The organism is Nocardioides sp. Root190, assembly GCF_001428565.1.
Classification (GTDB): domain Bacteria; phylum Actinomycetota; class Actinomycetes; order Propionibacteriales; family Nocardioidaceae; genus Nocardioides.
Genome location: NZ_LMIA01000013.1, coordinates 22,447 through 37,684, shown reverse-complemented (window position 1 = coordinate 37,684; position 15,238 = coordinate 22,447). Strand labels below are relative to the sequence as shown.

13 protein-coding genes are annotated in these 15,238 nt (G+C 72.1%); 4 read left to right on the top strand and 9 right to left on the bottom strand.

What is annotated here, in order from left to right; all coding sequences use genetic code 11:
• Positions 1-49: 49 nt before the first annotated feature.
• Complete coding sequence (locus ASE01_RS20760; protein WP_056757157.1) at positions 50-532, top strand: CinA family protein; 483 nt, start codon at positions 50-52, stop codon at positions 530-532.
• A 91-nt stretch (positions 533-623) separates the two neighbouring features.
• Positions 624-932 (top strand): helix-turn-helix domain-containing protein, encoded by a 309-nt coding sequence (locus ASE01_RS20755; RefSeq protein WP_056757154.1) that lies wholly within the window; start codon positions 624-626, stop codon positions 930-932.
• 19 nt (positions 933-951) lie between these two features.
• On the opposite strand, the gene ASE01_RS20750 is transcribed toward ASE01_RS20755, so the two are convergent.
• Together ASE01_RS20750 and ASE01_RS20745 are read right to left on the bottom strand one after the other, a co-directional pair.
• A complete protein-coding gene (locus ASE01_RS20750; protein WP_056757151.1) occupies positions 952-1,761 on the bottom strand; it encodes a DNA-formamidopyrimidine glycosylase family protein in 810 nt (269 codons plus the stop codon).
• Positions 1,754-6,301, bottom strand: coding sequence for an ATP-dependent helicase (locus ASE01_RS20745; protein WP_056757148.1), 4,548 nt, complete (start codon positions 6,299-6,301; stop codon positions 1,754-1,756). Before ASE01_RS20745 ends, ASE01_RS20750 begins: the two co-directional genes overlap by 8 nt.
• 47 nt (positions 6,302-6,348) lie before the next feature.
• Here ASE01_RS20745 and ASE01_RS20740 point away from each other — a divergent pair, with 47 nt between their 5' ends.
• The gene (locus ASE01_RS20740) at positions 6,349-7,035 is read left to right on the top strand and encodes a class F sortase (protein WP_200958937.1); all 687 of its coding nucleotides are present in this window, start codon (positions 6,349-6,351) and stop codon (positions 7,033-7,035) included.
• Here ASE01_RS20740 and ASE01_RS20735 read toward each other — a convergent pair.
• Both ASE01_RS20735 and ASE01_RS20730 read right to left on the bottom strand, forming a co-directional pair.
• The gene (locus ASE01_RS20735; RefSeq protein WP_235536138.1) at positions 7,028-8,296 is read right to left on the bottom strand and encodes an MFS transporter; all 1,269 of its coding nucleotides are present in this window, start codon (positions 8,294-8,296) and stop codon (positions 7,028-7,030) included. The two genes, ASE01_RS20740 and ASE01_RS20735, sit on opposite strands and share 8 nt — an antisense overlap.
• On the bottom strand, positions 8,293-8,640 hold the full coding sequence (locus tag ASE01_RS20730) for a TfoX/Sxy family protein (protein WP_056757139.1): 348 nt from the start codon (positions 8,638-8,640) through the stop codon (positions 8,293-8,295). Before ASE01_RS20730 ends, ASE01_RS20735 begins: the two co-directional genes overlap by 4 nt.
• 167 nt (positions 8,641-8,807) lie before the next feature.
• Between ASE01_RS20730 and ASE01_RS20725 the strand changes: the two genes are divergently transcribed.
• On the top strand, positions 8,808-10,922 hold the full coding sequence (locus tag ASE01_RS20725; protein ID WP_056757135.1) for a collagen binding domain-containing protein: 2,115 nt from the start codon (positions 8,808-8,810) through the stop codon (positions 10,920-10,922).
• A gap of 4 nt (positions 10,923-10,926) precedes the next feature.
• On the opposite strand, the gene ASE01_RS24850 is transcribed toward ASE01_RS20725, so the two are convergent.
• From ASE01_RS24850 to ASE01_RS25610, 5 genes are all read right to left on the bottom strand, one after another.
• Positions 10,927-11,499 (bottom strand): TIGR03086 family metal-binding protein, encoded by a 573-nt coding sequence (locus ASE01_RS24850; RefSeq protein WP_056757132.1) that lies wholly within the window; start codon positions 11,497-11,499, stop codon positions 10,927-10,929.
• Positions 11,496-12,011: an SRPBCC family protein gene (locus ASE01_RS24845; protein WP_056757129.1), complete on the bottom strand. Its 516-nt coding sequence runs from the start codon at positions 12,009-12,011 to the stop codon at positions 11,496-11,498. Before ASE01_RS24845 ends, ASE01_RS24850 begins: the two co-directional genes overlap by 4 nt.
• A gap of 2 nt (positions 12,012-12,013) precedes the next feature.
• A complete protein-coding gene (locus ASE01_RS20710; RefSeq protein ID WP_056757125.1) occupies positions 12,014-12,421 on the bottom strand; it encodes an ArsR/SmtB family transcription factor in 408 nt (135 codons plus the stop codon).
• A 141-nt stretch (positions 12,422-12,562) separates the two neighbouring features.
• Positions 12,563-13,258 (bottom strand): NUDIX hydrolase, encoded by a 696-nt coding sequence (locus ASE01_RS20705; protein WP_056757123.1) that lies wholly within the window; start codon positions 13,256-13,258, stop codon positions 12,563-12,565.
• Positions 13,255-15,228 carry a nicotinate phosphoribosyltransferase gene (locus tag ASE01_RS25610; RefSeq protein WP_414858542.1) on the bottom strand — a complete coding sequence of 658 codons (1,974 nt, stop codon included), beginning with the start codon at positions 15,226-15,228 and terminating at the stop codon, positions 13,255-13,257. Before ASE01_RS25610 ends, ASE01_RS20705 begins: the two co-directional genes overlap by 4 nt.
• Positions 15,229-15,238: the final 10 nt, after the last annotated feature.

Genomic DNA, 15,238 nt, shown 5'->3' with positions numbered 1-15,238 from the left:
GGGACGGGGACCGGCACCGGCCGGCGATCGCACGTGGCACCATCGTCACGTGGGATCGCCGGCCGAGCTGCTTGTCCATGCGCTGCGCGAGCGTGACGCCACCCTCGCCTGCGCCGAGTCGCTGACGGGAGGACGGCTCGCGGCCCGGATGACCGATGTCGCAGGGTCCTCCGCCGTTTTCGTCGGGGGAGTGGTCAGCTACTGGACCCGGATCAAGGTCGACGTGCTCGGCGTCGCCGCGGAGACGGTCGAGCGACACGGCGTCGTCTCGGCCGAGTGCGCCGTCGAGATGGCCGAAGGTGCGCGCCGTCTGCTGGGCACGACCTACGCCCTCAGCACCACGGGCGTGGCCGGTCCCGACCGTCAGGAGGACCAGGCGGTCGGCACGGTGTTCGTGGGCATCGCCGGGCCGGACGGCGCCGAGGTCCTCGCCCTGAGGCTCTCGGGGGACCGCTTCACGATCCAGGAAGCGAGTGTCGACCACGCACTGTCGGCCCTGGCTGACATGATCGGCCTGACCACCTCGTCGTGACGTCGGGATGGACATTTCGGGGCCGGAAGATTCGGGGCTCCGGTAGCGTTGGGTCCAGTACCCGACCACGAGCAGGGGAGAGGAGATCGAGATGGTGCTGTTTCGCCGCTCGCTCGGTGACATTCTTCGCAGTCGCCGCGCCGAGCTCGGTCTGACCCTGCGTGAGGTCTCGGGAGCTGCCCGGGTGAGCCTGGGCTACATCTCCGAGATCGAGCGTGGCCAGAAGGAAGCCTCCTCCGAGCTGCTCTCCTCGCTGTGCGACGCGCTCGAGATGCCGCTCTCCGACGTGCTCCGCGAGGTCGCCGACGCCGTCGCGCTCGAGGAGGCCGCGCTGATCGCCTCGGCCCCGACGCCGATCGCCCCGCGTCGTACTGGCCAGGTCGTGGCCTCCGCCGCCTGATCCGGCGCTGCGGACCCGATCAGGTCCTGTCCGGTGGTGCCGGTTGGCATCGCGGGCACCAGTAGGTCGTGCGCTCCCGCGGCGCGACGCCGACCTGTCCGCTGACCAGCGTGGTGCCACATCGCTTGCAGGGCTGCCGGTGCCGGCGGTAGACCCACACCGGGTCGCGGCGATCGCCGGTGGTGACCGGGCGACCGGTGAGCATTGCGGACTGCAGCATGGTGCGGGCTCGGTGGAGGAAACGTGCCGGATCGGCGACCTGGGCGACGGGACCGATCGGACACACCCCGGCGACGAAACAGCTCTCGGCCAGCCAGATCGTGCCGATCCCGGCGACGACCCGCTGGTCGAGCAGGGCCTCGCCCAGGACGCGGTCGGGATCGGCGACCAGACGGGCGACGGCCTCGGACCGGTCCTGGTCGGTCCAGGGGCCGAGCAGGTCCGGGCCGAGATGGCCGATGACGGTGTGTTCCTCGGCAGTGGGGAGGAGCTCCACCAGTCCGAGGCGGAGGCCGACCGCGACGACGCGTGCCGTCGTGAGGATCACCCGGGCATCGGCGGCCGGGCCGGGGCGACGCTCGCCTGCCGCCGCGACTCGCCAGCTGCCCTCCATTTTGAGGTGCGTGTGGAGGGTCAGCGGCGGCCCGCTGGTCGGGACGACTCGGGTCAGCAGGTGCTTCCCGTGGGTGTGGGTGCGCTCGACCAGGGCGCCGGTGAGGTCGGTGGTCGCCAGTGCGGGCACGCGCAGGTCCGAGGCGGTCAGGACCTGCCCGGCGAGGGCACGGTCGAGTCGGTCGCCCGTACGCCGGACCGCGTCGCCCTCAGGCACGGACCCGCAGACCCCGGGGAGTGGCGACGAACCCGGCTGCGGCGAGGGCATCGCGCAACGGGCTGCCGCTGCCGAGCAGGGCGGCACCGTCGGCCTTCTCGACGGTGAGCTGTCCCAGGCTGCCGCGTCGTACGGCCGACGACAGCGCCTCCGCCGCCGGGGTGAGGACATCGGGATCATCGGTCCAGGTCAACAGGGTGCGCCCGCCGCGCTCGACGTAGAGGACGAGCGCGCCGTCGACGAGAACCACGAGCGCACCGGCCTTGCGGCCCGGTCGGTGGCCGGCCGATTCACCTTCACCGCGGGACGCGTCGGGCCAGGGGAGGGCAGCACCGAAAGGCTGTGCCGGGTCGGTGGCCGCCAACGCCACGGCGACCGCCTTGTCGTCGTCGGTGGAGGTGAAGGTGCGGAGGCGGTCCACGGCGCCGGGGGTGCCGAACTGTGCTGCCCCGAGGCCCTCGACGAAGTAGCCCCGCCGGCAACGGCCGGAGTCCTCGAAGGCGCTCAGGACCTTGTAGACCGCGGCGAATCCGCCCGGCGCACGCTCGTTGGCCACCGCGCCCCGGGTCACCACTCCGTGCCGGTCGAGCAGCTGCTCGGCGAGTGCGTGGGCCCGGCGGGTCGGATCGGGGTCGATCGCCGGCAGCAGTGCCCAGCGGCCGGCGGTCTCCGGCGGACCGGTGCGGGCGACGCGGCCCGGGCGGGGAGCGGCGCGCCGCGTCCGGTGGGCGGCGCGGCCGCTCCGGGTCAGGGCGCGGAGCGGGGTGAGGGTGTCGTTGGTGAGGTGCCCGGACCAGACCAGGCCCCACAGCGCGGCGCTCAGGGCGTCGTCGGTCGGCGCGGTGTCACCGGCGTCGATGGCCGCGCGGGCGACCTGGTCGGCCACCTGGCGGAAGAACCAGGCACCGCCGGGGGCGAGCACGTCGAGGACCCGCTGCTGCAGCGGATCGGCCACGGCCTGCGGTGCCGGGAGGGTGAGGTGGGCACGGTCGGCCAGGTGCAGCGAGACCCAGCCGTCGCTGCCGGGGAGCGCGCCGTGCCCGGCCCACAGGACCTCGCCGGTCGCGGTCAGCTCGTCGAGGAGGGCGGGTTCGTAGTCCCGCACCCGGGTCCCGAGGACCAGTGGCTCGAGGGCGCTGGCAGGGACGGACGCACCGGCGAGCTGCTCGACGGTGCGCAGCAGTCCGTCGATGCCCCGCAGGCCCTTGCCGCTGGTCCCGCCCGACGAGATCGCGTGCCATGCCACCGAGAAGCGGGCCAGGGTGGTCGGCTCGACGGGCTCGATCTCGTGCCGCAGCCGGGCGAGCGAGCGACGGCGGAGACGGCGCAGCACCTCGACGTCGCACCACTCCTCGCCGGCCCCCACCGGTCGGAACTCGCCGGACAGGACACGTCCGCGTGCCTCCAGGCGTTGCAGGGTGTGGCGCACGACCGCGATGCCCAGCCCCAACCGGGTGGCGACCTGGTCCGCGGTGAACGGGCCGTGGGTGCGGGCGTAGCGCCCGATCAGGTCGGCCAGCGGGTCCTCGACCGGCTCGGTGAAGGTGACCGGGGTGCCGGGCGGGACCGGGACGCCGAGCCCGTCACGCAGACGGGCGACGTCCTCCACCGCGGCCCAGGCCTCACCCTGGGCCGTGCGCACCGGAACCACCCGACGACTGGCCCTCAGGTCGGCCAGCCAGTCCGGGACCGGGGCATCGTCACGGGAGCGGGCCACGACCTCGGCGACACTCAGCGGACCGAGCAGCCGCAGCAGGTCGGCGACACCCTCCGCGTCGCGGGCACGGCGCTCGGGGACGGTGCGCTGGAGCTCGGCCTCCACCTCGGCGAGGACGTCGGGATCGAGGAGCTCACGCAGCTCTGCGCGTCCGAGGAGCTCGGCGAGGAGGCCCTGGTCGAGAGTCAGCGCAGCCGCACGGCGTTCGGCGAGCGGGGAGTCGCCCTCGTAGACGAATTGGGCGACGTAGCCGAACATCAACGTGCGGGCGTACGGCGACGGCTGGGTCGTCTCGATCTCGGTGACCGTGATCTCGCGCTGGTCGACGCGGCGCAGCAGCGTGGTCAGGCCCGGAAGGTCGTAGACGTCGTTGAGCACCTCGCGGATCGTCTCGAGGATGATCGGGAAGGACGGGTAGCGGGCGGCGACCTCGAGCAGAGCGGCCGCGCGCTGGCGCTGCTGCCACAGGGGGGACCGGCGGCCCGGGTCGCGGCGCGGGAGCAGCAGGGCGCGGGCGGCGCACTCGCGGAAACGGGCCGCGAACAGCGCGGAGCCGCCGACCTCGCGGGTCACGATCTCCTCGATCTCGTCGGCCTCGAAGGTGATCAGGTCGGCGCCCGGAGGCTCGGCGTCGGTGTCGGGAATCCGGATCACGATGCCGTCGTCGGACGCCATCGCCTGGCCGTCGACGCCGTACCTCTCCCGCAGGCGCGCGTTGATCGCCAGCGCCCAGGGGGCGTGGACGGCCGTGCCGTAGGGGGAGTGCACGGCGAGGCGCCAGTCGCCGAGCTCGTCGCGGAAGCGCTCGACGAGCACGGTCGTGTCGCTGGGCAGGACCCGCGTCGCCTCGACCTGCTCGCGGAGATAGGTCAGGAGGTTGCCGGCGGCGTTGTCGTCCAGGCCGATGTCGCGGGCCTGCTGCTCGGCAACGGCGTCGGGCAGTGCCACGAGCTCGCGGGTGAAGGCGCCGATCGCCTCGCCGAGCTCGGTGGGCCGGCCTGCGGTGTCGCCCTTCCAGAACGGCAGGCGGCCGGGAACGCCGGGAGCGGGCGTCACGATGACCTGGTCGCGGGTGATGTCCTCGATGCGCCAGCTCGTGGCACCGAGGGCGAAGACGTCGCCGACGCGGCTCTCGTAGACCATCTCCTCGTCGAGCTCGCCGACCCGTCGGTTGGCGCCCTCGCCGACGAGGAACACGCCGTACAGGCCGCGGTCGGGGATGGTGCCTCCGCTGGTCACGGCCAGGCGCTGGGCGCCGGGGCGGCCGACGATGCGCCCGCTCACGCGGTCCCAGGTGACGCGCGGTCGGAGCTCGGCGAACTCGTCGCTCGGGTAGCGCCCGGCGAGGAGGTCGAGGACGGCGTCGTAGGCGGCGCGGGGGAGGTGGGCGTAGGGCGCAGCGCGGCGGACCAGGTCGAAGAGCTCCTCGACGTCCCACTCCTCGATGGAGGTGGCTGCGACCACCTGCTGGGCGAGCACGTCGAGGGGGTTGGCCGGGATCCGGAGCTCCTCGATCCCGCCGGTGCGCATCCGGGCGACCGAGACCGCCGCGGGGGCGAGGTCACCGCGGTGCTGAGGGAAGAAGATCCCGCGCGAGGTCTCGCCGACCTGGTGACCGGCGCGACCGACGCGCTGCAGGGCGCTCGCGACGCTCGGTGGCGACGCGATCTGCAGGACCAGGTCGACGGCACCCATGTCGATGCCGAGCTCGAGGCTGCTGGTGGCGACCACGGCGGGCAGCCGGCCGGCCTTGAGGTCGTCCTCCACCTGCGCGCGCTGCTCCTTCGACACCGAGCCGTGGTGGGTGCGCGCGAGCACCGGGGGTGAGCCGGCCGAGACCCCCGACTGCGCCATGATCTGCGCCGGCGGGGCGAGTCCGTCGGCCGACGCCTCGGCGGAGATCTCATTGAGCCGCGCGGTGAGCCGCTCCGCGGTGCGGCGGCCGTTGGTGAACACGATCGTCGAGCGGTGCTCGCCGATGAGCTCGGCGACACGTTGCTCCACGTGGGGCCAGATGCTGGCGCGTGCAGGAGGGGCGGTCGGGTCCTCGAGGTCGTCGACCACCTTGCCGAGCTCGGTCATGTCCTCGACCGGGACCTCGACCCGCAGGTCCCACTCCTTGTGGGCCGGCGGCGCGACGATCTCGACCGGGGCGTTGCCGCCGAGGAACCGGGCGACCTCTTCGGCGGGCCGCACGGTCGCGGACAGGCCGACCCGCTGGGCGGGGGTCGCGAGCAGTGCGTCGAGGCGCTCGAGGCTGACCGCCAGGTGCGCGCCGCGCTTGGTGCCTGCCACGGCGTGGACCTCGTCGAGGATGACGGTCTCGATGCCGCGCAGGGTCTCGCGGGCCTGACTGGTCAGGATGAGGAAGAGCGACTCGGGAGTGGTGATCAGGACATCGGGCGGGCGGGTCGCCAGCCGGCGCCGGTCGGCCGGAGCGGTGTCACCGGAGCGGATCCCGACGGTGACCTCCGGCAGCTCCGGTCCGCCGAGACGAGCAGCGGTCTGGCGGATCCCGATCAGGGGGGCGCGGAGGTTGCGTTCGACGTCGACGGCCAGCGCCTTGAGCGGCGAGACGTAGAGCACGCGGGTCCGCCGGAGCTTGTCCTCGGGGACGGGCGTGGTCAGCAGCCGGTCGATCGAGGCGAGGAAGGCGCTGAGGGTCTTGCCGGACCCCGTGGGCGCCACGACGAGCGTGTGGCGACCCTGGCCGATGGAGTCCCACGCCCCGGCCTGTGCCGGAGTCGGCTCGGCGAACGCGGCCCGGAACCAGGTCCGGGTCGGTGCGCTGAAGGCGGCCAGCGGGTCGGGATCTCCCTGCATTCCTCCATCCTCGCGCACGCCACCGACAGCGGGTCCACAATGGTCGGGTGGAGGAGAGGCGACGTCGTACCGCGCAGATGATCGTGGCGCTCTCGGCTGCGGTCGTGCTGGTCGCGCTGATGGCGTGGTGGCTCTCCCGCGAGGACGTCGGGCCGCCGCCGGCCGCCGAGCCTGCCCCCGTCGCCGTACCCACCCCCACCCCGACTCCCACGCCGACGCCTCCCGTCGACCCGTGTGCGACCCAGGCGCGGGCCGGCTTCGTGCCGACCACCATCAGCGTCGAGGGCGTCACCGGCCGGGCCGCGGTCGTGGGCCTGCCGCGCGACGGCGCCGGCGTTCCCGGGGTCCCGCCGATCGCCGACAAGGAGGTCTTCGCCTGGGACCTCGGTGGCATCGAGCCCGGCTCGGACGAGGGCCACGTCCTGCTGAACACCCACACCTGGCCGGACGGCTCCGCGATGGGCAATCGGTTGCTCGCCGAGCTCGAGGTCGGCGACGAGCTGCGGTTGGGGCGTCCCGGGAAGGTCGCGTGCTACCGGGTCTCCGAGCGCCGGGAGGTGCGCGTCGAGGACGGGGCGCCGGGATGGTCCGCGAAGGACGGCCCGCCGGAGGTCGTGATCGTGGTGTGTTCCGGACAGCGGCGCGGCCCGGGGGACTGGTCGCACCGGACGCTGTGGTTCGCCGAGCCCGTGCTGGCGGAGACCGCGCCGGCGGAGACCGCGCCGGTCAGCTGAGGGACTCGGCGCCCGACGTACCGTCGGGAACCTTGACACCGTTGGCCGTGTCGGGCACGTGGCGTTCCAGGACGAGCGCCATGCCAGCGATGGCGGCGCACCCGGTGACCATCGCGGCGATGTAGACGCCGGCGAGGTCGTGCTCGAGCAGGAAGCCGGCCACGACCGGCCCGGCGATCGCGCCGCACTGGAAGGCCGCAGCGCTGACGGCGTTGTAGCGACCACGGGTGTGGTCGTCCGCGAGATCGTTGGTGATCGCCGGGACCGTCGGCTGGAGGAGGGTCTCGCCGAGGGCGAACACCGCCATGAAGCCGAGCACGCCGGCGATGGCGATGCCGCCGCCCGGGGACGCGCCCGCGATCCCCAGCAGGCCCCACGCGGCTGCCCAGATCAGCGCCATCACCACGATCACACGCGTCCGCCTCCGCCCGCTGATCCGCGAGAGCACCGAGAACTGCAGGATCACGATGACGGCCGTGTTGACGGCGAAGGCGAGCCCGATGGTCCGGGTCGAGACCTCACCGACCTGACGGGAGTACGCCGGCAGTCCGGCCTCGAGCTGGCCGTAGCCGAGGAACATCGCGACGAAGGTCAGCGCGGTCAGCCAGCGCACGGCCGGTTCCCGCAGGATCGCGAGGTAGCTGCCGGTGGTGTCGTCGTCGGCGGCGCGCTCGGCCCGGCCGTGGACGTGGCGCAGCGGCCCGAGCAACAGGGCCATCGGGATCAGTCCCGAGGCGGCGTCGCCGAGGAAGATCATGGTGAACGTGTCGGGCCGGTCGACGTTGGCGAAGAGGCCGCCGACGATGCCACCGACCCCGATGCCGAGGTTGACCAGGGCGAAGTTGATGCCGAAGTACTGCTGGCGGAGGTCGCCCTGGACGACAGCGGCGATCAGGGCGTTGAAGGCGGGCCAGGAGACGCCGAAGTTGAACCCGATGAGGATCAGCGCCACCGCCGCGAGGGCCGGTGTCGTCGCGAAGGCGAGCAGGGTGTTGCCGACGATCATCGCGACGATGCCGACGAGCAGGACCGCCCGGGCGCCGTACCGGTCGGTCAGCGCGCCACCCGGTCCGGTGACCAGCAGGCCGACGATGGCGATCAGTGCCATCAGGGTGCCGGACAGGCCGAGGTCGAAGCCGCGCACCTCGTGCAGGTAGATCAGCGTGAACGGCAGGGTGAGGCCGCGCCCCAGGGTCTGGATCGCGACGGTCGAGAGCAGCCAGCGCCCCTCGGTGGGCAGGGCCGCCCAGAAGGCCCTCACTTCGCGGGCAGGGACGCGGCGTACGCCGTCCCGCGGGTCACCCAGCTGGCCAGGCCGGCCTCATCCCGCAGGTCGGCGTCGTCGACGCGGAGCCAGCCGGACATCTCGCGGCCGCGCATCTCCATCGGGCGGGCGGACGTGCTCGTGAGGAGATCCTCGCTGTCCGCCGGGTCGATGCGGACCATCAGTCCGCCCTGGCCACTGGCCGCCACCGCCAGGTGGCCGCCGACCAGGAAGCCGAGTCCGCCGAACATCTTCTTCTCCGTGACCTCGTGGCCGTCGAGTGTCTCCTCGCCGGTCACCAGGTCGCGGATCCGCGCGGCCAGCACCTCGTCGTACGCCATGACAGCAGGCTAGGCCGGATCGCCGACATCGCCGAACTGGTTTCGGAACTGGTGATGGCCTGCTGAAACGGCGAACGGAATGCGCCACGACCGCCTATTCTGGTCTGGCCTCAGCTCCCGAGGCGCGGTCGAAAGGGCCTGCCGTGAGTTGTCTTCGAGTCCCAGCCGTGGTCGCGTCCTTGGTGGTCTTCCTGGCCTCCGGACTGACGCTCGGATTCGCGGCACCGGTCCGCGCCGTCGACTACGGGTCCATCCACGTGACGGTGGTCGATGACGTGACCGGCGCCCCGGTCTCCAACGCCCCATGGGGCCTTGCTCGTGAGTACGGCACGAGGTCGTGGGGACCGGTCGACCTCGGGGATCCCAAGACCTCGGCCGACGGTCGCATCTATGTGGGGGTGACACCCGGGAAGTACCGGCTCAACGTCTTGACCACTCACGACTACGTCGGCAGGTGGTACGGCGGGGCGACCGACGTCTTCGCTGCGACCGACATCGTCGTCGGTCCCGGTGAGACCCGCGAGATCGTGCTTCGTCTGCCACGCGCCGGCCACGTCAAGGGCTCGGTCAGATCCGATGTCGATCGGTCTCCGATGGCCGGCGTCCGAGTGCAGGTGTTGACGACGGACATCGACGGCGCACCTCAGACAGCGCGTTCGGCGAGGACGGCGGCAGACGGGTCCTACGACGTCGGCGGCCTGGAGGCCGGCCGCTACCGGGTGCAGTTCACACCGGACCAGAGCCACCTGCCCGAGTACTGGTCCGACAAGAGCACCTGGGCCACGGCAGCGTGGATCGGGGTGCCGTCGCGAGCGACGATCGGCGGCATCGACGCGAGCCTGGTGAAGTCTTCCAGCCTGACCGGCCGCGTCGTGTTCGACGACGGGCGCGGACCCGTTGCTTTCGGTTCGGTGCAGGTGTACCGCGGACTGGCCGACGACGATGCTGGTCGGGTGACCATTGCGCCCGACGGGCGATTCGAGGTCCGGGGGCTGTCGGCCGGAACCTACCGCGTGGTCGTCCGTGCGGAGTACTCCGTGGAGGAGTGGTTCTCGGACGCCGCGAGCCGCCAGTTGTCGACTCCGGTCGTCGTCGCGCCCGCGGACGTGACGTCCCTCGGAGAGATCCGGGTGGCGCCCCCGGGGAGCATCTCCGGGCGGGTGACCGACGCGAGCGGACTCCCGCTTTCGGGGGTGAAGTTGCGGGCGGCTGGAGAGGGACCTCAGGTACATGCCACGACTGCCGCCGACGGCACCTACACGTTGGCTCCGGTGACACCGGGGGAGCACCTGGTGCATTTCAACGGGAGCGGGTACGTCGAGGAGTACTTCGACGACTCGCTGGATCCGTTCAAGGCGCCTCGTGTCCTCGTTCGCTCGGGCCGGGTGACGTCAGGAATCGACGCCGTCCTGACGGCGACGGCAACCATCACTGGAAGTGTGTCGGACCTGGCCGGGGCGCCAGCCTCCGGTGTCCGGGTCCAGGCGATGGCCCTGGAGTCCGGCGACTGGATCGGAATCGCCGATTCTTGGACTGACAGCTCCGGAGCGTACGAGCTGAGCGGCTTGCGCCCCGGCATCTACACGCTCGGGTTCCGGACTTCGGACCGGCGCCATGCCGCGACGTTCCTCGGCGGGGGTTTCCGGCTGTCCTCGGCCCGGCGCGTCGTGGTGAATGAGGGCGTCACGATCGCCGACCAGGACGGGTCTCTCGCCGCCACCGCACAGGTTCGCGGCACTGTCCGGCTCGATGGAATGGCGTTGGCGGGCAAACCTATCCGTGTGGACTCGGTGTCACCGGACTACGCCTATTCCGACGACGAGGTGCACTACTTCCTGACCTCGGCTGGCGGCACCTTCAACCTCACGGGGCTGCAGCCCGGGCGTTACAGCTTCCGCGTCTACTGCGACACCCCCGCCATGTTTCAAGGGCCGAAGGACCTGGCCGGCATCGTCCACGTCGACGTCCTTGCTGGGCAGTCGGCGGTGAGGGACCTGTCATTTCCCGCTTCCGCGTGCCTCATCCGTCCAACGGTTGCGCCCCGGTTGGTGGCGGCGAACCGGGTCGGGCAGACGATCCGCGTCCGGCGCGGAACCTACGACCCGGGGGTCGTTACGACCCGCATCGTCTGGACGGTCGGGTCACGCCGCATCGGAACGACCCGACCGGAGCTCAAGGTCCTCCGTGCGTACCGCGGCAAGCGGATCAAGGCGCGGATCATCGTCGAGCGCCGAGGTTACCGCGACCTCGTCTACACCTTCCGCAGCGGCGTGATTCGCTGAATCGTCACGGCGACCAGGCGGGGTCGCGCCCGATGAACCCCATCAGCCTGTCCTGCCATGACGCGTCGTCCGCGACGGGCACCCGCGGGCCGTACTGGCCGCTCTGGCGCAGCATCTCGTCCATCGGCTCCATGCCCCGGAGCATCTCCTCGCAACGAGCCGGGTCGAGGGTGTCGTCCTGACCGGTCGCGCGGGCAAGGTCCCAGGTGTGCATGAAGACGTCGTTCGTGTAGAACTGCGCGATCGCCCGGGGCAGCGGCATCTCGGGGAGGTGCGGGTGGGCGAAGGTCACGTCCGCACTGGCCGGGTCGTCGAGCACGGCCTGGACCGCGGCGGCGTGGTGCTCCCAGGTCGCCACCGGGTCCTCGTCCACCGACGGTCCGGCGGGGAGCTGGATGTCGCAGCCGCCGGTGAGGAAGTGGGGGAACCACTCGACGAGGTGGCGCACGACGTCGCGGGCCTGCCACTCGGCGACGGGGGAGGGGGAGGACCACTGGCTGGGAGCGACGCCCCTGGTCCGCCTGGTGAAGACCCCCGCGATGGTGCGGTGCTCGGCTGCGGGCTCGGCGGGGATCACTCGGTCCCACCCTGCGCTGCGGTCATCTCGGCGAGGAGGGTGTCGAGGGCGTCGTACCCCTCGTTGACGCCGACCTCCATGCCGCTGGCGAGCATCCCGGCCCGCGACTCGAAGTCGTAGACGACCGAGAGCGCCTCGAGGCGCGTGCGCCCGCCGGGCAGCTCGGTCAGGACCAGCGTGTCGAGGCTGACCGCGTCGGGCATCTCCTCGAAGCCGAAGGTCTGCACGATCCTCTCGTTCTCGGTGACGCGGTGGACGGCGCCGTAGAAGTGCGCGACCTCCTCGCCGTCGCGGGTGGCGGTGTAGCGGTACTCGCCTCCGGTGCGGATGTCCCAGACGTCGATGTCCATCCCGATGGAGTGCGGGCCCAGCCACTGCCTGACCAGCTCGGGCTCCACGTGGGCCCGGTAGACCAGCTCGCGGGGAGCGTCGAACTCGCGCACGATGCGCACGGTCGGGACATCGGGGTCGGCCTCGATGGTGGTGCCGGGGTGGGTGGTGCTGGTGTCCATCGTCATGCTCCTTCGGCGTGGGGGGTGTCCCCGGCGGCGGTGTCGATGTCGGTGTCGGTGTTGGGGGAGGTGCTGGCGTCCTGGTCCTGCAGCCGGGCGAGGACCTGGTCGAGGCGCTGGTAGCGCTCCTCGACCCGGGCTCGGTGACGCTCGATCCACTTGGTCATCAGGTCGAACACCTCCGCATCCAGGTGGACCGGTCGGCGCTGCGCGTCGCGGCTGCGACTCACCAGGCCGGCCTCCTCGAGCACCTTGAGGTGCTTGGAGACGGCCTGCAGCGACACGTCGTACGGCGCGGCGAGCTCGCCGACCGTGGCGTCGCCGGCGGTGAGCCGAGCCACCATGTCGCGGCGCGTCGGGTCGGCGAGCGCCCCGAAGACCAGCGTCAGCCGATCGTCGTTGTCAACCATGTGGTTGAGTAAACGCTTCCCGGCGGCCTTTGTCAACCAATTGGTTGCAGACGCGGTCGCCGCTTGTAACTACGTGTCCAAGCACCTACCCGGGCGCTGTGACCTGTGGACATCGACATGAACCCTTAGTTACAAGCGAGATCAGCCCCGCACCATCGGCGGTTGGACGACGCCCGCCGGACCCCGCCGGTAGAGCAGCGCCCGCCGCCCGCCACTCTCCGTCGGCTCGCCGTGGGTGTCGGTGGCGACCACGAACCCCTCGGTGCCGAGCACCTTGCGGCGGAAGTTGCCGAGGTCCGGGGGAGCGCCCCAGACGGCGGCGTACACGCGGCGCAGCTCGGGCAGGGTGAACGGCTCGGCGACGAACTCGGTCGCCAGGGTCGTGTACTCGAGCTTGGCGCGTACCCGCTCGCGGGCGTCGAGCAGGATCTGGCGGTGGTCGAAGGCCAGCGTGGGGCCGTCCTCGTCGAGCAGGTCCTCCACGACCCACCACCGGGCGTCGGCGGCGTCCGTGCCGGCCTGCGGTTCGGGCAGGCCAGGGGCGAGGGCGACGTGGGCGACCGAGACGACACGCATCCGCGGGTCGCGGTCGGGGGCGGAGTAGGTCCGGAGCTGCTCGAGGTGGCCGGGGAAGCGCTCGACACCGGTCTCCTCGCGCAGCTCGCGCCAGGCGGCCTGCTCAGCGTCCTCGTCGGGCTCGACGAACCCGCCGGGCAGGGCCCACGACCCGGCGAACGGTTCCTCGCCGCGCTCGACCAGCAGCACCGCGAGGGCGCCGTCACGGATGGTGAAGATGGCCAGGTCGACGGCCACGGCGAACGGGGGCCAGGTGGTCATCGCTGGACCTCCACCCCTGCGCTCGCCATCTCCTCGAGGGCCGCGGCCGAGGTCTGCGGCGCGACGCCGGCGTGCAGGCCTGCGAGGAGGCGTACCTCGAAGCCGGCCTCGCGGGCGTCGAGGGCGGTGGCCCGCACGCAGTGGTCGGTGGCGATCCCGGTGACGTCGACGTGGCTGACGCCCGCGTCGCGGAGCACGTCCGCGAGTCGCTCGCCGGCGTCGGTGACCCCTTCGAAGGCGGAGTACGCCGGGACGCCCATGCCCTTGACCACGTGGTGGGTCACGGCGTCGGTCGCGAGCTCGGGTGCGTAGTCCGAGCCGGGCTGGCCCTGGACGCAGTGGACCGGCCAGGTGGTCACGTAGTCCGGGTCCTCGCCGGGCTGGTGGAAGTGCCCGCCGTTGCTGTCGTCCGAGTGGTGCCAGTCCCGCGAGGCGGCCACCACGACGTACTCCGCCGCGTGGTCGAGGAGGTGCTGGGTGATCCGGCCGGCGACCTCACGACCGCCGTCGACGCCGAGCGATCCGCCTTCGACGAAGTCGTTCTGCACGTCGACGACGATGAGTGCGCGGGTGGAGTCGTTCATGGTGCCTTCCTTTCCTGGGGCGGGCTGTGCGAGAGCAGCGGGGTCCTCGAAGGGGGTGGCGCTGAGGTGGGCCGGTCCGGCGGCGACGCCCCGGACGTCGGGGGGCAGGGTGGCGAGCGCGGAGGCGGCGAAGGTGCGGACCTCGGCCAGGCTCGGCCGGTGCACGACCTCGCCGGCGCGGACCAGTGGGACCTGCGTCGCCGATCCGGTGGGGGTGCTGGCTCCGTCGCGGGTGTAGGTCTCGGCGAGGAGGAGTCCGGCGGCGTCGTACTCGCGGAACGGGTGCTTGCGCCCGCCGACCGACGCCTTGTCCTTGGACTTCTTCGCCACCGGTCGCAGGGTCGCGCCGGGGCCGTCGGCGATGGCGACGAGCTTGTAGACCATGCTCGCGGTCGGGTGGCCCGAGCCGGTCGCGACCCGGGTGCCGACTCCGTAGCCGTCGATCGGGGCGTCGGCGAGGGCGGCGATGACGAACTCGTCGAGGTCGCTGGTCACCACGATCCGGGTGCCGGTCGCGCCGAGCTCGTCGAGCAGGATCCGGGCCTTGTGGGCCTCCTCGGCGAGATCGCCCGAGTCGATCCGGATCGCACCGAGCCCGGGGCCGGCGACCTCGACGGCCGTGCGGATGCCCTGCTCGATGTCGTAGGTGTCGACCAGCAGCGTCGTCCCCACGCCGAGGGCGTCGACCTGGCTGCGGAACGCCTCGGCCTCGCTGGCGTGGGCGAGGGTGAAGGCGTGGGCGGCGGTGCCGGCGGTCGGAACGCCGAACCTGCGACCCGCGGCGAGGTTGCTCGTCGAGCCGAATCCGGCCAGGTAGGCGGCCCGTGCGGTGGCGACCGCGGCCTCCTCGTGGGTACGACGTCCGCCCATCTCGATGATCGGGCGATCGCCCGCGGCGTCGACCATGCGGGCGGCCGCGCTCGCGATGGCGGTGTCGTGGTTGAGGATGCTCAGCACGAGCGTCTCGAGGACGACGCCCTCGCCCAGGGTGCCCGTCACGGTGAGGACCGGACTGCCCGGGAAGTAGAGGTCGCCCTCGCGGTAGCCGTCGATGTCGCCGCGGAAGCGGAAGTCCCGCAGGTAGGCGGCGGTGGCGTCGCCGATCACTCCCTGTTCCTGGAGCCAGGCGACCTCGTCGGCGTCGAAGGTGAAGTTCTCGATGCCCGACAGCAGTCGGCCCAGGCCGGCGAGCATGCCGTAGCGGCGTCCCTCGGGGAGGCGGCGGGCGAAGGCTTCGAAGACCGCAGGTCGCCCGGCACTGCCGTCCCGGACGAAGGAGTCGAGCATGGTCAGCTCGTAGCGGTCGGTCAGCAGTCCGGTGCGGTCCATCGCGGTGCTCCTCGATGTTGTAGTCAAGATGACTATAACAGGGTCGGGCAAGGTCACTGGCTTCGAC

Excerpts from the sequence above, each read along its gene's own strand:
- ASE01_RS20755 (WP_056757154.1), top strand. The coding sequence starts at position 624 with ATGGTGCTGTTTCGCCGCTCGCTCGGTGACATTCTTCGCAGTCGCCGC.
- ASE01_RS20745 (WP_056757148.1), bottom strand. The coding sequence starts at position 6,301 with ATGCAGGGAGATCCCGACCCGCTGGCCGCCTTCAGCGCACCGACCCGG.
- ASE01_RS20730 (WP_056757139.1), bottom strand. The coding sequence starts at position 8,640 with ATGGCGTACGACGAGGTGCTGGCCGCGCGGATCCGCGACCTGGTGACC.
- ASE01_RS24845 (WP_056757129.1), bottom strand. The coding sequence starts at position 12,011 with ATGGACACCAGCACCACCCACCCCGGCACCACCATCGAGGCCGACCCC.
- ASE01_RS20710 (WP_056757125.1), bottom strand. The coding sequence starts at position 12,421 with ATGGTTGACAACGACGATCGGCTGACGCTGGTCTTCGGGGCGCTCGCC.
- ASE01_RS20705 (WP_056757123.1), bottom strand. The coding sequence starts at position 13,258 with ATGACCACCTGGCCCCCGTTCGCCGTGGCCGTCGACCTGGCCATCTTC.